General features: G+C 41.9%; 9 protein-coding genes. 4 read left to right on the plus strand and 5 right to left on the minus strand.

Going from position 1 to position 20,080, the window contains the following annotated elements; genetic code table 11:
• Nucleotides 1-16 precede the first annotated feature (16 nt).
• Nucleotides 17-2,263, plus strand: coding sequence for a CRTAC1 family protein (locus ACFSJE_RS11830; protein WP_379831178.1), 2,247 nt, complete (start codon nt 17-19; stop codon nt 2,261-2,263).
• Here the strand turns inward: ACFSJE_RS11830 and ACFSJE_RS11835 are convergent.
• The 5 genes from ACFSJE_RS11835 to ACFSJE_RS11855 form a co-directional block, all read right to left on the minus strand.
• Complete coding sequence (locus ACFSJE_RS11835) at nt 2,260-5,550, minus strand: VCBS repeat-containing protein (RefSeq protein ID WP_379831179.1); 3,291 nt, start codon at nt 5,548-5,550, stop codon at nt 2,260-2,262. The two genes, ACFSJE_RS11830 and ACFSJE_RS11835, sit on opposite strands and share 4 nt — an antisense overlap.
• A gap of 124 nt (nt 5,551-5,674) precedes the next feature.
• The gene (locus tag ACFSJE_RS11840; RefSeq protein ID WP_379831180.1) at nt 5,675-7,186 is read right to left on the minus strand and encodes a carbohydrate binding domain-containing protein; all 1,512 of its coding nucleotides are present in this window, start codon (nt 7,184-7,186) and stop codon (nt 5,675-5,677) included.
• A 368-nt stretch (nt 7,187-7,554) separates the two neighbouring features.
• Nucleotides 7,555-10,845, minus strand: a complete 3,291-nt coding sequence (locus tag ACFSJE_RS11845) for a VCBS repeat-containing protein (RefSeq protein WP_379831181.1) — start codon at nt 10,843-10,845, stop codon at nt 7,555-7,557.
• Between the two features lie 157 nt (nt 10,846-11,002).
• A complete protein-coding gene (locus tag ACFSJE_RS11850) occupies nt 11,003-12,913 on the minus strand; it encodes a RagB/SusD family nutrient uptake outer membrane protein (RefSeq protein ID WP_379831564.1) in 1,911 nt (636 codons plus the stop codon).
• 19 nt (nt 12,914-12,932) lie between these two features.
• Nucleotides 12,933-15,995: a SusC/RagA family TonB-linked outer membrane protein gene (locus tag ACFSJE_RS11855; RefSeq protein WP_379831182.1), complete on the minus strand. Its 3,063-nt coding sequence runs from the start codon at nt 15,993-15,995 to the stop codon at nt 12,933-12,935.
• A 410-nt stretch (nt 15,996-16,405) separates the two neighbouring features.
• Here ACFSJE_RS11855 and ACFSJE_RS11860 point away from each other — a divergent pair, with 410 nt between their 5' ends.
• The 3 genes from ACFSJE_RS11860 to ACFSJE_RS11870 all read left to right on the plus strand — a co-directional run bounded on the left by ACFSJE_RS11860 (nt 16,406) and on the right by ACFSJE_RS11870 (nt 20,080).
• On the plus strand, nt 16,406-17,494 hold the full coding sequence (locus tag ACFSJE_RS11860; protein WP_379831183.1) for a glycoside hydrolase family 43 protein: 1,089 nt from the start codon (nt 16,406-16,408) through the stop codon (nt 17,492-17,494).
• Nucleotides 17,495-17,652: 158 nt separating this feature from the next.
• Complete coding sequence (locus tag ACFSJE_RS11865; protein WP_379831184.1) at nt 17,653-18,933, plus strand: DUF5690 family protein; 1,281 nt, start codon at nt 17,653-17,655, stop codon at nt 18,931-18,933.
• A complete protein-coding gene (locus tag ACFSJE_RS11870) occupies nt 18,923-20,080 on the plus strand; it encodes a TIGR03364 family FAD-dependent oxidoreductase (protein WP_379831185.1) in 1,158 nt (385 codons plus the stop codon). The genes ACFSJE_RS11865 and ACFSJE_RS11870 overlap by 11 nt, the downstream gene beginning before the upstream one ends.

The raw sequence follows: 20,080 nt of genomic DNA on the forward strand, positions 1-20,080 counted from the left end.
AAGCATTTTCCAAATTATGACTTGCTTGGCCTTGCTATGCTGTAGTTGTAATAACTCCGAGAAAAACAATCCTTCCAACACGGATGTTGATGCCAATCCCATTCCTGAAAATAAGAAGAATACAACTCAGGAGATGATCAACGACATCCAACAAAGAGTTGCGGCCATCAACATCGAGAATGTACCCTATATTTTCAATAACAGAAAGGTTTCTCTTTTAGAAAATAAACTAAAATCTGCCCAGGGAAATGAACAGCTGAATCTGCTTTTCACGTATGGACTTGAGCTATTGAACGCGGGTCAAACGGAGAAATCCATTGCCGTTTTAACCGATGTATTGCATCAGGTGGAACGCATAAATGTTCCATCTAAAGATGAATTGATCTTCTACATCAAAAAGCAGTTGGCCATTGCCTACATGCGAAAAGCCGAGCAGGACAATTGCATTGCAAACCATACCAATGAATCGTGTATCATACCCATAAGCCCAAAAGCGCAGCATGTTCTAAAGGAAGGTGCACAGCAATCCATTCTGCTGTTGAATGAGTTACTTACCATCAACCCCAATGATTTGGAATGTCAATATTTATTGAACATAGCCAATATGACATTGGGTCAATATCCGGAAAAAGTTCCGAGTAAATTTAGAATTCCGGAGTCCCATTTTTCCAATGATGCCGAGATTACCCACTTTACAGATATCGCAATGGATTTGGGTGTGGATGTCAACCAATTGTCTGGGGGCACTTGTGTGGATGATTTTAATGGCGATGGCTATTTGGACATCATTGCTTCTTCTTGGGGCTTGAATGATCAAATCAAGTATTTTGAAAATGACGGAAGGGGAGGTTTTTCCGATAAAACCAGTGACGCTGGTTTGGAAGGTGTTACGGGTGGCCTGAATTTACGACATGCCGATTACGACAATGACGGGCATATGGATTTTATGATCTTAAGAGGCGCGTGGTTGTCCATTTTTGGTAGTATTCCCAACTCTTTGATGCACAATAACGGCGATGGCACCTTTACGGATGTGACCAAGGCCGCTGGAGTATATTCCTTAAATCCCACACAGACCGCCGTTTGGACTGATGTAAACTTGGATGGGTGGCTGGATTTGTTCATTGCCAACGAATGGTCCGAAGCAAAGCAAAGCTTTTGCGAGTTGTTTTTGAACAATGGCGATGGCACATTCCAAAACATAGCCAAAGAAGCGGGAATTACCGTCCCTGGTTTTTTTAAAGGGGTGGCGAGTGGTGATGTCAATAACGACTTGTACCCCGATTTGTATTTATCCGATTATGATGGCTTAAACACCTTGTACATCAACACCACAAAAGAAACCGGAAAGCCTTCTTTTAAAATCGCAGATGAAAGTGCTGGGGTTACGGAACCAAAATTGAGTTTCCCTACGTGGTTTTTTGATTATAACAATGATGGTTTGGAGGATATTTTTGTTTCGGGCTATTCTTCTTCGGAAGTACTGCCGTCCGAAATGCTCCTTCGGAATCTCAAGACCAACACCTCCGAATATCGACCACTTTTATATGAAAATAATGGGGACAATACCTTCACGGAAGTATCCTTAAAGGCCAATTTAACTGAGCCCGTTGCCACCATGGGCTGTAATTTTGGGGACTTGGACAACGATGGCTTTCTAGACTTTTATTTGGCAACGGGAGATCCTGATTTCTTCTCCATTGTTCCGAACAAAATGTACCGAAATGTGCGTGGAAAAAGCTTTGAAGATGTCACCTACAGCGGTGGTTTTGGACACATTCAAAAAGGACATGCCATTGGTTTTGGGGATATTGACATGGATGGCGACCAAGATATTTATGCCGTAATGGGCGGAGCGGTGGAAGGGGATGTGTTCCGGAACCTACTTTTTGAAAATCCCATCGGTAATAAAAATAACTGGATAAATATAGTTTTAGAAGGGAAGCAAAGCAATCGTTCTGCGATTGGAGCCAAGATCATTATTACCATTGAAGAAAACAAAAGGGAACGCAAAATTTACAATACCGTGGACTCCGGTGCGAGTTTTGGGGGTAACAGTGTAATGGCCGAGATTGGTTTGGGGCAGGCTTCAATCATCAAAAAAATGGAGATTAAATGGCCGCATCATTCCAAGCCCGTTTCCATTTTCAACCAAGTTGCCGTGAACCAAACCATTCATATTGTAGAGGGAGGGGATATTCAAAAACGTAATCTTCCCCAATTTTCATTTAAAGGAAAAATGGAGGGTCACCAACATCACTAGCCCTTTCTTCTTTTAAAAATGGACAAAGCTTCGTTGTTATTGGCAATTAAATAGCACTCTTCGCCACCAATGGTGATTTTTTTCATGTCTTTCACGTTGTCTTGGGTAAAAAAGCTATTTTCGGAGTAGGGGATTAGGTTTCCTTTGGAATCTCCTAAAAGGATGTAACCCGTATTGGCATCATATCGGATGGTTTCCACTTCGGCTTCGTAAATATTTCCAACGCCAAGAACATCCAAATGACCATCTGAATTAATATCGATCACTTCAAAAGCCATGGTCGGCCCAAATTGAGCTGTTGTAGGTAACTTTTGGACTTCAAACATGCCATTGCCCTTATTTTTTAAATACACACTTCCAAATTCATGCGCTTGTTTGTGGTAGGCGGCATTCAATTCCTCTTCTCCGTAGATGTCAATCAAAGTGGAGTTGGCAAACTCTTTATAGGTCTGGATTTTTTCACTCACAAACGAATTTTGCTCCGTGGAACATTCCTTGCCCCGAACGGGAACCAGATTCCCTTTGTAGTACTTGCTCAATACCATATCGTACTTGCCATCTTCATCAAAATTGGTGGAATAGATATGGAGCGGTTTTTCTTTGGTGGGGTGGAACTTGTTGTTATCGCCCAAGTTGCCCACCAAATAATCCATCAAGCCATCCTTATCTAAGTCTACTTCTGTTATCGTGTTCCACCAGCCCTCAGTTTGATTCAATTCGGCAATGGATGCTTTTGTGAATTTTCCATTTTGGTTGTTAAAAAAAGTAATGGGAAACCATTCCCCAACAACAGCCAAATCCTTGTCCCCATCCCCATCATAATCCGTGAAGAGCAAACCGTTTATTATTCCGATTTCCGCTAGCTCTGGAGCCAGTTCATCGGTTGCATCCAGAAAGTTTCCATTTTCGTTTTTGAGGAAATAGGTCTTGGAGGAAAGGGGGTACTTTCCGGGAATTACATGTCCGCCAATGACCAAATCCAAGTCTCCGTCGCCATCAATATCATTAGCTGTAATAGCCTTTGTGACACCCAACATTTTGGGAAGTTTTTTGGATTTGGAAAAGTTCCCTTTTCCATCATTCGTGTACATTCTATCTTGAAGCCAGGGATTGTTTCCTCCGATTTCATACCCACCACTCCCCACATACAAATCCAAATCGCCATCGCCATCGGCATCAAAGAACAGTGAAGTGATGTCTTCATATTTTCGTTCTCCTGAAAACAAGGCTACATTGGATTTAATGAATTTACCATCTTGGGTTTGAAGGTATATTTCACCAGGTTGATTCAAGGCGCCACCAACAAAAAAATCCTCCAGTCCGTCCCCGTTGACATCTGCGACGGATAGTGCCGGACCTTTTTGGGATTGCTTTTGCGGAAGCAAGGTTTGTAAATCAAAATCATTAAAACTATTCTCTTGGTGATGGTATGAGATTCCCAAACTGCCGGGGTCGGCACTAGTGAAATTTTGAGTCACTTGCTCAGGAAATACACCATCAAACTTAAAGTCCTTTTTATCGAAAATAAGGGTCTGATTCACCTTTACATTATCCATGGCCAACACCGAATTATCGCCCCAGATGACCTCGATGCGATCAACAATTTCTTCATCACCCAACCCAAAATTGAGTTGATATCCCATGGATGATTGGTATCCCCGGGACGGGAACAATTCTTGATACTGCGTTTTTTCCTTGGAATAGACCTTGACCTTGGCGCCAACCGCATTTCTATTGTTTTCGGCACCAATGAGCTTAATGTTTATGTAATTGTTGATGGAATTATTTTGGTACACAGTGGCTTCATCAGACATGTTGTTCATGACCAAATCCAAGTCCCCATCGTTGTCGAGGTCGGCATAGGCAACCCCATTGGTGTTCACTTTCTTGCCCAGACCCCAGCCATCCGTCATTTTTTCAAACGTAAAATCGCCATTGTTTCTATAGATGTAATTAGCAATTTTTTCAGAGGGCATAATGTTCATCATCTCCTGAACCGTCATTGCCCCTTTTTCCTGTTGCTGCCGTACGGATTCCTTTTTATAATCTTGATTTCCGAGTTCCCGTTCTATTCCGTTGGAAACAAAAATGTCTTTATAGCCATCGTTATCAAAATCGGCAATAAGGGGCGCCCAACTCCAATCGGTTTTTGATATACCGGCCAATTGACCTATATCACTAAAAGTGCCGTTGCCATTGTTCAATTGAAGCGTATTGGCCATATAGGAATATTGGTAGCCTGCCTCCACCATTTTCCAAAAGCCTTCGGTGTTCATCGAGGCCATATTTTCCTTCCCACGCCTGTGATCTTCGGCTAACATGTCCAACACAATCAAATCGGGCAAAAGGTCATTGTTAATGTCCGCATAATCTGAGCCCATACCGTTGTAGGGAATATGCTTAAATCGGGTATTTATTTGGTCTGAAAACGTTCCGTCCTGATTATTTATATATAAATAATCAGGATTGATGAAATCATTTGCCACATAGATATCAAGCCAACCATCATTGTTGTAATCTCCTATTGAAGCGCTCAGCCCCCATTCTTTGTTTTGAATTTTGGCCTGGAGGGTAATATCAGCAAACGTATTGCCATCATTTCTGAATAAATGGTCTGATGTTTCCCTGAAATATTCCCGTTGTGCCTTGTCTTCAATCCTGTTGCTTTGGCCAAAATCAGGACGATGGTTCACCAAATACATATCCAAGTCCCCATCGTTGTCATAATCAAAAAAATACGACTGAATGGAAAATCCGTTTTGGTCCAATCCCCATTTTTTGGCTTCATTTTTAAAGGTTCCATCTTTCTGGTTGATGAAAAGTTTGTTTCTACGCAGTTCATCATTGCGTAAAGATGCTGATTTGCATACATAGATGTCCAACCAACCATCATTATTGATGTCTACCATGGTTGCACCGGTTGACCAGCCTTCGCTATCTTCAAGCCCAGCAATTTTTGTGGCGTCAAGAAATTTAAAATCCCCCTGATTTAAGTATAATTTATTGGAGTTTTGGTTGGAAGTAAAATAGATATCCTCTAGGCCATCATTATTGATGTCCCCTATGGCCACTCCCGCTCCATTGAAGGCATAAACATATTCGATGTAGTTAAAATCGATGTCTTGCTTCACTACATTTTTAAAATTGATTCCGGTTTGAGAGTTGGGCACCAATGAAAATAAAGTGGAAGCGTTTGACGTCTTTTTCTTTTGCACATCAGATTCGCTACAGCCAATCAATACAGCAAAAAGGAAAATGTATAACCGATTTTTAGAGATCCATCCCATCTGGAGATACTATTTACTAAATATAAAAGAAAAGGCTGTCTCATGAGACAGCCTTTTGCAATTGTTCAGTGCTATGTAATAAGAATGTGTTTCACGTTCTTAGGTTCAGTTATGTATTGTACCACTATTCTTGTGGTGGTTGCAAAAGGCTAACATCATCCACAAAATAGACAGCATCCAAAGTAGCACCTAAGTCCAATACAATGCCAGTTGTGGTACCATTTGCGGTAAATATCCATTCAACTTTCTGCCATTCGGTGGTCACGGTGACGTTACCTTGGTATTGGGCATCTCCACTACCTGTGGTGGACATTCGAATGACCCCACCGTCACCTGGGCCTACTGCGGCTTTAATCCAAAGACTTGCGGTATATTCCACACCATCTATAGTGGGAACTGGATCGCTTGCCAATTGTGTTCGCCATGCATCCCCTCCGAATCCAACAGCCCTTAATGCCCTATCGCCACTTCGGACTTCATCGGCAGCAGTTGTAGCGGTCAACAAATCCGCTCCATTGAATTTACTCCAGTTGGTAAAGTCATCCCCGTCTCCTTCTTCAAATCCTCCGTTGAGCAAAATTTCAGTGGGCTGAGGTCCAGAAAGACCTGTAGCCACCAAGGTTACGTTGTCAACAAAATATACGGCATTGGCTATAACACCTAAATCCAAGACTGCTCTAGCCGGTGTGGTATTGGCAGTGAATACCCACTCAATTTGCTGCCACTCACCAGTGATATCATAATTACCACTATAAAGCGCATCCGGATTTGTGGAGAATCTCACATTTCCACCAACTCCAGGAGAGCCGGGTTGTGCTTTTATCCACATGGACAAGGTATACTCAACTCCAACTTGCATTGGAGCGGCGTCACTCGCTAATTGTGTTCTCCATGCGTCTCCACCAACAGCTACAGCACGTAAGGATCTACCAAAATAGGCCTCTCCGTCAGCGGTAGTTGCTGTCATTCCGTCTCCGCCATTAAATTTTGACCAATTTGTAAAATCATCTCCATCCCCAAGTTCAAATCCTCCGTTTAGGAGTAGATTTTCACCTACGTAAAATTTACCGGGTGCTGTTGCTTCTCCACCAGAGGTAACAACTGTGATGGGGGCTTCTAAATTTTCCTCCAGACCTGCGGGAACAGTAATGGTCAACTCGGTTGCCGTCGATGAAACCACACTGGCTGCGATTTCCCCAATGGATACTGAAATAAGATTGTCCAAAGAAGTTCCTTTAATAGTTACTTCTCCTCCTTCTGGAGCGGCACTGGTTGATAGCGCAGTAATAATTGGAAATGGTCTTGCAACAACATCGATATTTCGTTCAACTACGTACCCATCAGGCATGACCAAAGTGACTCTTGCCCCTCCTATGGTAGCAGAGGTGGGCAACATAAAGGTTAGCACATCTCCATCTAGCTGAAAAGGAATCTGATTGTTTCCTAAGAACACAAATAGGACTTCATCAAAATTACTGCCCTGCATAGTTACTTCATCACCTGGATAGAAATTTTCTGACTCAATACTGTTTACCATTACTACGGAATCTGAAAAATCATCCTCCGAGCAACTTACGGCAAAAACAATTGCCATGACTGTTAAAAAATTACCTAGGTACTTTAAGGCTTTTGACATGATTTTCGTTTTTTTAGTTAGTTTATGTTATGTTCAATTATGTGGGTTATACAAAAGTTATTGGAATCAGTAATCCATAGGATTACCGCTACAGAAGCATTTGAAGAAATATTTGGTCATGTTATGAAGTTTTAAATTCGAACTGGTGATTAATTGGTTTATGACAAAAAAGCATGACTAAAAATCCCAATATGGTAAATATACACAATAAACATTATGATGCAATCGATTGCGTAGATTTTTTTGATAAAATATTCGGTTTTTTTAAGCAATCCCTCTTTTTTAAGTATTCTCGGTTAATACGAAGACTGATTTTGTTGTGTAATCCGGGAAATTCAACTCGTCCCAATACCCCTAAATCATCGGTGTTATTTTAATTTGAAAATGGTCAATGGGCGGTCATTGTTGGCGATGACTACGTGTGGCTCATTTTTGATGCTGACCAGCTTCATTTTTTTCGCATTTAAGTCGTTGTAAAAATTGACGTCTTTATAGGGTTTAAAATCACCTTTGGAATCACCCAATAAAACATAACCAATGTTGGCATCATAGCGCACGGTTTCCACCTCGGCCTCATGGATGGCCCCTGCACCGATAACATCCATGTTCCCATCTTTGTTGACATCAGCAAATACAAAGGATAGGGTAGGGCCTAACTGGGCATAATTGGGTAGATGTTTTATTTTGAAGTCTCCATTTCCCTTATTTTCAAGATAGACGGATTCAAATTCAGTGACTTGTTTGTGATAGGACTGGTCCAATACGGCGCTCCCATAGATGTCTTCTAATGTGGAATTGGCAAATTCCTTGTAGGATTTAATCTTTTCGCTTACAAATGGGTTCTGTTGGGTGGAGCATTCCTTACCTCTTACTGGAACGAGTTGACCATGGTAATCCTTGCTAAGGAACATGTCATAATTACTGTCATCGCCAAGGTTGGTGCCGTATACATGCAGCGGCTTTTCAATCGATGGATGAAACTTGTTGTTGCCACCCAAATTTCCAACAAAATAATCAAGATCGCCATCTTGGTCAAAGTCAATTTCGGCAATGGTGCTCCACCAACCGCTGGTTTCATCGAAACCTTTTAGTTCGGTTTTGGAAAAAAAGCCATTGGTATTGTTAAAAATTGTAATGGGCATCCATTCGCCAACAACCACCAAATCCTTATCCCCATCCTGGTCATAGTCGGAGAATAAGAACTCATTGATTATCCCCAAGTTTTTGAAGTTTGGAGCAACCGATTCCGTAACATCGATGAATTGAGACCCAGTGTTTTCCAAAACATAGGATGGTGAGGGCAGTGGATATTTGCCGGGAATCATGGTTCCGCCCACAAATAGGTCTAAATCTCCGTCGGAATCATAGTCAAAGGATTGAATGGCTTTTGTATTGGAAAAGAATCGTGGCAACCGGTCCGATTTGGTGAAATTCCCTTTTCCATCATTCAAGTATAATCTGTCTTGGAGTAGGGAGCTGCCCTCATCCAATTCGTAGCCACCACTAGTAACATATAAATCTAAATCTTGATCACTATCGGCATCAAAAAAGTGTGCCCCAACATCCTCATAGATGCTATCCATTTCAAAAATTGATTGGTTCAGGTTCTCAAATGTTCCATTCTTATTTTGGATATAAAATTTCCCTGGTTGATTTAGGGCTCCTCCTAGAAACAGGTCTTGAAGACCATCATTGTTGACGTCAGCAACATCAAAAGCTGGTCCTGGCTGGGATTGTTTTTGAGGTAAAAGTACCTGTTTTGAAAAATCATTGAATTCATTCTCTTGATGCCGGTATGGGATTCCCAAATTTTCTGGATTTATCCTTTGGAAGTTATTGGAAAAGGCATATTGTAATTCGTTTGTTTTCGGTTTGGAGTCTTCTTGGTTGAAGGTTAGGGTCTGGTTGGCAGTAATGTTTTCATCCACGGTCATACGCCCATCGCTCCAAGTTATTTCTATCCTTTTGATATTCATTTGATCCCCGATACCAAAATTTAGGGTGGGTGAAACGGACGATTGGTACCCTCTGGACAAAAACAGCTCTTGATATTGCATGTTCGTATCCGTAATTACCTTCACTTTGGCCCCGATGGCATTTCTATTTCGTTCATTTCCAATCAACTTTATGGATAGAAAGTTATTGGTGGCATTGTTGCGGTAAATGCTTGCCTCATCATCTAGATTGTTCATGACCAAATCCAAGTCCCCATCATTGTCTAAATCGGCATAAGCGGCCCCATTGGAATTTAAGGTTTGTTCAAAACCCCAATTCTTGGTCGTCTTGGTGAATGCCAGCCCCCCTTCATTCTTAAATGCATAATTCTGGAGCTTTTCGGAAGGCATCCTATCCAACACCTGCTGAATGGACATATTTTTGATGGCTTCTTGTTCGGTATCCAAGAAATTTCCGAAATCCTGGTTTGCAATTTCGCGTTTAATGCCGTTGGTGATGAAAATATCCTTGAGGCCATCGCCATCATAATCCGCAAGAAGTGGTCCCCAACTCCAATCGGTTTTAGATACCCCGGCAAATTGGCCAATGTCACTGAAATAGCCGTTCCCATTGTTTAGGTTGAGCACATTGGACATATATGGAAAATGGTAACCAGACCTTACGATGTACCAAAACCCACTCGTATTCATACTTGGCATGTTCTGTTTTCCTCGGCTGTGGTCTTCAGCGGACATGTCCAAAACCATCAAATCCGGGAGAAGATCGTTATTGATATCCGCAATGTCCGAGCCCATGCTGCTGTAGGAAATGTGTTTTAGCCGCTGGTCTATTTGATTTGAAAATGTGCCATTTTTGTTATTGATGTAGAGTTTGTCCGGGGTGATGAAATCGTTGGCCACGAACACATCCAACCAACCGTCATTGTTGTAATCCCCAATGGCGGCACTAAGGCTGAACTCTTTGTTCATAAGACCACTGTTGATGGTGACATCGGTAAATTTGTTGCCATCATTTCTGTAGAGATGGTCTGATGTTTGGGGATAAAACTCTTTGTCGTTCAATATGGCTTGAAGATTTATGGAGTTAAGAAAATCCACCCGGTGATTAATGAGATACATATCCAAATCCCCGTCTTTATCGTAGTCAAAGAAGTAGGATTGCGTTGAAAATCCGTCGTCATCGAGACCCCATTTTGCAGCTTCATCCTTAAAAGTCCCGTCTTGTTGGTTGACAAAAAGCTTGTTCCTACGGAGTAGATTGTTGTTCAGCGAAGCTGATTTACAAACATAGATGTCCATCCAACCGTCGTTGTTGATGTCTATCATGGTAGTTCCTGTGGTCCATCCATCTGAATCTTCTACGTTGGCATTTGTGGTGACATCCTCAAAATTGAAATCCCCTTTGTTAAGGTATAGTTTATTGGATTGTTGGTTGGAGGTAAAATAGATATCATCCAGTCCGTCGTTGTTGACATCTGCGATAGCAACCCCACCGCCGTTGTAGGTGTAGTAATATTTTAAAACGTTGAATTCGGCTGTTTCTGTAACTGAATTTTTAAAATGGACGTTTGTCTGTTCATTGCCAAGCAGGGTGAAAAGTGCATCACCAGAGGCTTTTTTCTTTTTGACCTCGTTTTTGGGGGTGCAGGAACACAATAAGATTAAAAGCAAAAATACTGGATGGAATCTAGGCGTGTACTTCATTTTTAATGCTTGTTGGAATAGTATTTAATATAGGGATTTTGAGCGAAAAACAGGCATATTATTTTGTCCTTCCCTTTGTAATAAAAAGAGGCTGCCCAGATGGGCAGCCTCTTTCATACGCAACTTAACTAACTCAAACTAATTAAAATTTGCCTTCTTAATAACCAGGGTTTTGGTATGCGTCTTTTTCGGCATCGGTCATATCCAAATCATCTATTTGGCCCTGTGGTATTGGTCTTAAGTAATGAAAAGGCTCAATAGTTCTATTTGTTACAGTGGGACTATGGTCTGTTGCATCGTTCCCTGCAATTTCATAAGAACTTGAGTATTCTGTCCATTTTTGGGTACGGACCAAATCATACCATCTTAGACCTTCACCAAAGTACTCTCTAGATCGCTCGGCCAAAATATAGTCAATATCAATAATGGCTGGTGTAGCGGCCATCATGGCTGCACTATTGTCCTCTATGCGTTCCTCTTGTTCACCATTATCAAAACGCCACATACCGGCACGGGCACGAAGCACATTGACCAAATCATAGGCTGTGAAAGCTCCTGATGCTCCTTTTACGGCAGCTTCAGCGGCTACGAGGTAGAGTTCAGAAAATTTAGCAATTGGGAAAGGACGTGTAAGTGCACCATTGGGTGACCCCAAACCACCTGCATTATCGGTACGGTATGTTCCTAGCTTCCATAAACCTGGGTAAAATCTTCTGTTGATTTCATTTAGGTTGATGACATAATCTGATCTTCCAGGAATTTGTCCACCCCCAATGTTACCTCCGTTTACGCTATAGTCAACAGCGGGATCGTATTCATCCAAGAAAGACACTACTGCATCACCGGGCGCTATTTCCAATCCATTGGCAGCCGTTAAGGTAGGCGTGTCATCACCTCCTTTGTCCCAATTTCCTCTGTAGCTGGTTACGAATGTACCATCGTATCGGGAATCCATGTCCTTATCGGTAAATGTTTCTGTCAATGCGCCAATGGTAGGAGCCATACGTGTCCAAGGTCTTCCGTAGCTTTGGGCAGCCTCACGTTGTACTGCAGCAACACCATCCACACTAATTGTGGTGTAGTTGGAGGTTACCATCCATACCGCGGTGTTGGCAGGGTTATCTGTTCCACTAAATCCTAAATCTGCCCCATTGTAAATCTGGCTTTCCTCGGTACGATCTGCATAAAGCATCATTTCTTCATGACGATCGTTTGTGGCAACATGAACATCATAAAAATAGTCAAGCAAGCTATAAGGCCCAGGGTTGTTTATACCTTGAACTGCATAGTTATAGGCTTGCTGAAAATAATAGGAAGGACCATTTCCATCTGGATCGGTTCTTTGCGTATCTGGATACGTTGGAATCCCATTAGGGTTTTCTAACCACCATCCATAGGTTAAAAATGCTTTGGCCAAAATCAATCTAGCCACGTTCTTGGTTACTGTACCTGTTAAGCGAGGGCTTTCGGGCAAATCATTGACCGCGTCAACCAAATCAGGGAAAATAGCTTTGGTGTATACCTCTGGTACGGTGTTGCGAACCGAAGTTCTTACTGCGGAAGTGTTGAATGCCAATTCCCCAGACCCTAAATCCAATGGCACACCGCCATAGGTCTGTACCAACATAAAATAGTTGAAGGCACGGAAAAATTTAGCTTCAGCAATAAGAGAAGCATCTAAACCTACCGCATCAGCGTTTTCAATAATTCCACTGGCCGTGTTGATGGCTGGGAAGGCATTGCCCCAAAGTGTTCCAACTGAGAAACCGCTGCCAGGGTTCAAATTACCCTCTCCGGCAAGATCTAAGTCATAAAAGTTGTTATCGGCACTTTGTCCAGCGCAATATTCATCTGTACCTGTTTCGCCCAAGTTCAAAAAATAGGCAAACCCATATACGTTTCTTAAATTTTGGTACAAGTATGTTAAACCCCCTTGAACCCCAAGTTCAGTTGAGAAAAACTCGGGAGTGAATACACCTCTTGGTTCCTCTTCTATAATGTCGTTTGTACAAGAACCTATAAACAATGCAACCGATAAGATTGCTATTGATATACCTTTTCTTTTCATCTTTCTCATTATGAATTTTTTAAAATGTTACGTTTAAACCTAGCATAAAATTTCGTGTCGTTGGCGCGTTGGCTCCAACTGTAGGTATCCCTCTGGAGATATTACCTGTGTTAACAGCAACGTTTTCGCGCTGTCCTTGAGCATTTACTCCTGAGTTGGTCTCTGGATCCATGCCAGATTCATCATGAAACGGTGAAAATAAAACAAAAGGATTCTGCGCAGTAGCGTAGAGACGAAGGCTCTTAAACCAAGAATCCTTAATCATATCTGGATCAAAATTATATCCTAAAGTCAACGCTCTAACCTTTAAGTAGGAACCATCAAAATAGCCTAAGGTACTTGCGTATTTTTGGTTGTCACTTGATTGAATTCCTCCTGGAGCAGGATATTTGGCGCCGGTATTGGTTGGAGTCCAATAATCTACATCCACGTTATTTCTTCTACCGGTCAATAGGTTGAGGTAGCCATTGGAAGAATATAATGTACTTACCAATATACCTCCACTTTGGAATGCACCTACCATGCTCAAATCAAAATTCTTGTAGGCTAAACGGGTGTTAAAACCACCTAAAAAGTCTGGTGTTGGATCCTGTACAATTCTGTCATCCGGACCAACGGCTCTTACCGGCGAACCATCTTCATTATATTCACCAGTGTATCGTACACGTATCATACCTTCATTACCGCCTGGTTCAAATTGGTCTAAATATTCAAAGCCTGGATCGGACTGATTCCAAAGTCCGAGTCTTTCGTAATCAAAGATGACGTTGATTGGCGAACCAACAAACCAAAGGTTTCCTTCATCCCTATCTTGACCGGAGGCCAAGGAGGTAACTTCATTTTGGTTGGTGTATACGTTAACTCCAACGTCCCAAGAGAATCCATCAGGATTGTCAAAAATGGTACCGTTAAGCGCTATTTCAATACCCTTGTTCTCTGTATTACCAATGTTGCTGGTTACACTACCTACACCCGCTGTGCTTGGAAGCCCAAGACCAAGTAAGATATCATTTGTTTTGGTGATGTAGTATTCAACACTACCTGATAAACGATTGTTGAACAAACCAAAGTCAAGACCGTAGTTATATGTCTCGGAAAACTCCCATCCTAAATTTGGGTTGGGCAGCTGGTTTACAAAATAACCTGTAGCAAAAGTATCTCCAAAGTTATAGTTGACATTACCCAATCTACCTTGAACAGAATACGGTGCAATAGCTTGGTTTGAGGTTTCACCGTAACCTGCACGTAGTTTAAGAAGGTTGATCCAACTCACACCATCCATAAAGGCTTCGTTGGCAATGTTCCAACCAAGGGAGACCGCAGGATATGTTACCCATTTGCGACCTGGAGCTAATCTGGATGAACCATCGGAACGTAAAGTGGCAGTAAGCAAATAACGGTTATCAAACTGATATAAAACCCTAGCCATGTACGATAATAAACCTGTAGCGGAATAACCTGTTCCGTAGTTCAGAATATCCTCAGAAAGAGCGGCATCAAGATTGTACCACAAAGACGTTTCGTCAGGAACATTTCGAACGGCCAGTCCAATATTGTCAAATTCAGTGTTCTGTGAAGAGAACAACCCTACAAAATTAACTTGGTGTTTGCCAAATGTTTTGTCATAGATCAATTGGTTTTCAATCACATAATCTTTCTGAATGGATGAGTTATAACTTGCAGAAGAAGGGTTGATCGGGTTGTAGTTAAATACCCCTTGTCCTGTAAAGTTACCATCTCTGGACGAACGAAAGTTTAAACCAACGTTAAGACGATATTTCAATCCGTCTACCCATGGAATTTGCAATTCACCATAGATATTATTGTACGTACCGAAATCGAGTTGCTCATTAACTCTACCTTTTCCAACTCGGCTAATTTCATCTCTAGTGGCCACCCATTGATCATCTGCCTCTGTTTGAAGTCGAACTGACTCAAGGAAATTCCCATCCTCATCATAAGGACTCAAAAGGGGAGAAGCGGATAAAGCACTTCCAATACCAACAATACTGCTGGTTTTGTTGAAATTGGTCACCGAATTGACACCAAAACGGAACAATTTCCCTACATTTTGATCAATCTGTACGCGCAAAGAATACCTGTCAAATGAATCTCCAGGAACCACAGAGGTTTCTTTAAAATATCCTAATCCTACGTTGTAAGAACCAGTTTCGGTACCTCCTTGAACGCTAATATCATGCGCGGTTTGCAAACCGGTTCCATAAAGTAAATCTTGCCAGTCTGTATCATTGCCCAAATATTCATCTCCCGCCAAATTAAAAAGAGGTGTTCCTCCATTATTCGCAGCGACATCCGCACGCAGTTGAATGAGCTGAGCCGCATTCATCATTGGGAATTTGGCGAAAACTTCTTTGGCTGCGTAATACGTGTTATAGGAGATAGTCGCCTTTTGTCCTTTAGTACCAGATTTAGTGGTAATCAAGATAACACCGTTTGCACCCCTAGACCCATAAATGGCGGTGGCAGATGCATCTTTTAAGATGTCAAGACTCTCAATGTCATTGGGGTTGATATCACTAAGACCACCAGAGAATGGGATACCGTTAAGAACGATCAGCGGATTATTATCTGCTGAAAGGGAACGCGTACCACGAATACGTATCTGTGGCGCTGCTCCAGGTCTTGTGCTGGTTGTGGAAATGTTAACCCCGGCAGCCCTACCTTGAAGCGCTTGTTGGAAGTTGGCGGATTGCACCTCGTTCAAACTTTCGCCCTTCAGTGAAACCACCGAACCTGTTACAGACTCCTTTCTTTGAGTACCATAACCAATTACCACGACCTCAGACAATTGCTGTGTGTCTTCCGCCATTTGAACGTTCAAAGTAGACCGTCCATTAACCGCAATCGATTGAGTTACGAAGCCAAGATAACGAAACTCAAAAGTGGCATTGGATGCCGCCTCAATCACGTAGTTCCCGTCAAAGTCTGTTGTTGTTCCATTTGTCGTGTTCTGCACAACAATACTGACCCCGGGAATAGGCGCGCCAGATTGGTCAGTTACAGTACCTGATACCGTAACAACGTTCTGTGCGAAAGCAGTGGTGCAAAAAACAAATAACAAAAAGCTTGTTAGATACAAATGCAAAGGAGATGACGACTTGCTATTTGTAAAAACAAATAATGATTGTTTAGTCATGTTACTAAGTTTTGATTTTGTTTAGTTAATTAATTCAATTATGGCAAAAAAGGATGCATAATATTTAGAATGTGATAAATATACACAATATATTTGTTCACGCAATCGGTTGCGTTATATTTTTTGAGTTTCTGTGTTAAAATTATTTCTGCTTAGTAATCATTTTGATTCAAATAGCTGAAAAACAGAGAAATAACTTTTATTGAATTTTCAAGCAAACGATTGTTATTTTAGAAGAATGTTTATTTTTAACAAATTAACTTTTCCTTTATCTTATGAAAAACACATTTTTTACACGTAAAAATTATCTAACAAGGAGTATTTACCCTTGTTTTTTGTCATCCTTGTTCGTTTTGGGCACATTTGCCTGTAAGCGTCAAAAGGAGGCTCCGGCCGAAGTAAGTGGCGAAATCGATAGCGTAACAGATACCATTGGTATAGTTCCTGAAGAGGTCTATGAGTTGACTTCAGAATTATACACGGCCGATCCATCTGCTCACGTTTTTGAAGGAAAACTTTATGTCTATCCATCTCATGATTATGAATCTGGAATTCCTGAGGATGATTTGGGTAGTCATTTTAATATGGAGGATTATCATGTGTTCTCCATGGATACCGTTGGGGGTACAGTAACCGATCATGGCTTGGCATTACACATCAAAGATGTTCCATGGGCAGGAAGACAGATGTGGGCTCCAGATGCCGCCAAGAAGGGAGATGAGTACTTTTTATACTTCCCAGTAAAGGATAAAGAAGATGTTTTTCATATTGGGGTGGCTAAAAGTGATAACCCAGAAGGACCCTTTAAGGCGATGGATACCCCTATTGAAGGAACTTACAGTATGGATCCTTCCGTCTTGGAAGATAGTGATGGTAAATACTATATGTACTTTGGGGGCCTTTGGGGTGGACAGCTTCAAAAGTGGAGCAATAATGAATATATTGGGGAAGACACCTATCCAGCCGATGATGCACCTGCACTTTCTCCAAAGGTTGCCTTACTGGCTGATGATATGGTCAGCTTGGCCGAGGAACCCAAAGACGCGGTGATTCTGGATGAAAATGGAGAACCTATCACAACTGGCGATAACAACCGCAGGTTTTTTGAGGCAGCTTGGGTGCATCGCTATAATGGAAAGTACTACCTATCTTATTCAACTGGGGATACGCATAAAATAGTGTATGCCACTAGTGATAGTCCTTATGGACCTTTCACCTACCAAGGGGTAATTCTTGATCCCGTTTTGGGATGGACAAACCATCATTCCATTGTGGAGTATCAAGGAAAATGGTGGTTGTTTTTCCATGACAGCTCCATGTCTGGCGGAAAAACGCACTTGCGAAGTGTAAAAATGACCGAACTCACCTATAATCCTGATGGGACCATCCAGCGCATCAATGCCTTGGTTGAACCTACTGAATAATGAAATAACCGCTTTTCAATCTGAACATTATGCCCTCTCTCGAGGGCATAATTTTTTGCTAACAATTATTTAAACTGAAATGGATAGGTTAATTCTTATAAATTTGAGTAATTTGAAATATTAATTTAGTATTTGTAAACATTACGGTTTCAAGCACCATGTTAAAAAAGCGGTCAAATTTAGTTTTTGTGCTCCACGCCTCCCTGGCAGCTTTTGGCACATACTTTTGCATGTACGCTTTTAGGAAACCGTTTAGTGTTGCCACGTTTGAGGGATTGAGCTTCATCGGGGTAGACTACAAAATACTGCTCATCATTGCCCAGGTCTTGGGGTATGCTCTCTCAAAATTCATTGGCATCAAGGTAATTTCCGAATTGAAAGCCAACCGTAGGTTGCTATTATTGATTTCATTGATTCTTCTAGCGGAAGTGGCCCTATTTTTCTTTGCTTGGGTCCCCGCTCCCTACAATATTGTCTTTATGTTCCTAAACGGCATTCCTTTGGGAATGATTTGGGGTATCGTGTTCTCCTATGTTGAAGGACGCCGGTTTACCGATATCTTGGGAGTTGCCCTCTGCGCCAGTTTTATTGTGTCCAGTGGCGTGGTAAAATCAGTGGGACTCTATGTGATGAACTACTGGGGCGTAACCGAATTTTGGATGCCCTCCGTCACCGGGGCTTTGTTTGTGGCTCCGTTATTATTGTCTGCATTCCTATTGCAAAAGGTGCCACCACCCACCGATACCGATAAAGAGCTACGTACCGAACGCGTGCCAATGACCAGCGCCGACAGAAAACAGCTCATTAAAAAATTCTTTTTCCCATTGCTTTTGGTGGTTATTTTCTACACCTTCCTAACCGCATTCCGGGATTTTCGGGACAATTTTGCGCGGGAACTTTGGGATAGCATTGGTTACGAAGGGGATATTTCTGTGTTCTCAACTTCCGAAATTATTATAGCCATCAGTGTATTGCTGATCATCGGTTCCATTTTTTACATTAAGAACAACCTTAAGGCGCTGCTCACATATCACTTGCTTTTGATTTTGGGAACCGTAGTCTTGGGATTATCAACCCTCATGTTCCAAATGGGAGTGTTGGATTCTTTTCTTTGGATGGTCTGCACAGGATTTGGATTGTACATCTGCTACGTTCCGTTCAACTGCCTTTTCTTTGACCGATTCATAGCCGCCTTCAAAATAAAAGGAAATTCAGGGTTCCTTATTTACATCGCCGATGCGTTTGGGTATGTGGGAAGTGTGTTGGTGTTGCTCTATAAAAACTTTGGTCAGGCCAATCTTTCCTGGGTCAACTTTTTCGTCTACGGAACCTATGCCGTGGCGTTGATAGGAATTATCGTCTCCGTGGTCTTGTTCTTTCACTTTTGGGCAAGACACAAATCTGAAAATCGTAACGAGCAGTTCAACTATGGACAATAAATATGATACCATCATAGTAGGTGGGGGTATTTTAGGGACTTTTCATGCCTTTCATGCCCTAGAACTTGGGTTGAAGGTGTGTTTGGTGGAAAAAAATGCCTATCCACAAGGGGCCACGACCCAGAATTTTGGACAGGTGGTGCCCTCTGGAATGAATTCGAAATGGCAGAAATTCGGAAGGCGAAGTCTTCGAATTTACAAGGATATCCAGTCCAAGTTTGATATCAGCATTCGGCAAAATGGAACGGTCTATTTGGCATCCAATGAAGAGGAAGAACGATTGTTGGTGGAGCTCAGGGCCATCAACAATAATAACGAATATGAATCCAAAATGCTCACCAAAAGTGAGTGCCTGGAACGTTATCCTGGACTTCGGCGATCTTATGTAACTGCAGGACTTTTTTTCCCGCAGGAAGTTACGGTTGAACCCCGTACCATGATTCATCGGCTTCAAGAGTATTTGATTCAAGAAAAGGGACTTGTTATGAAGACCAGTTTCCCGGTCATTTCATGTGAGAGAACAACAACTGGGGTTGAGGTGAGGAGTACCAGAGGAGAAACCCTTCAAGCGGGGAAGGTGATCATCTGCAACGGAAGTGATTTTAAAACACTCTATCCCGAATTGTTCGCCGCCAGTGATTTGGAGATTTCCAAACTCCAGATGATGCAGACCAAACCTCAAGAAAATTACTCCTTAAAAGGGTCAATTCTTACTGGGTGGTCCATCAGAAGATATGAGGCGTTCCATGAATGCCCTTCCTATGCCGAAATCAAACGGAACGAACCTCAAGACAGTCCACAGAAACAATGGGGCGTCCATATTTTGTTCAAGCAGGCTATGGATGGGTCGGTCATTTTAGGGGACTCTCACCAATACGCCGATGTGGATAGGGTGGAAGACCTGGGGTATGACCTGGACATGGACATTGATAATTTTATGGTGGAAGAGGCGAAAAAAATCATCCAATTGCCCACTTATGATATCCAACGCAGATGGTACGGAATGTATTCCCAATGCAAAACCAGTGATATTTTCAAAAAAACCATCGATGAGCATATCCATATTGTAACCGGTATTGGGGGGAAGGGAATGACGGGAAGTGCAGGATTTTCAAAAAAGAACATTGCTACAATTTTTAATACATAA

The sequence above is a fragment of the Flagellimonas iocasae genome (genome assembly GCF_042682725.1).
Lineage (GTDB): Bacteria > Bacteroidota > Bacteroidia > Flavobacteriales > Flavobacteriaceae > Flagellimonas > Flagellimonas iocasae.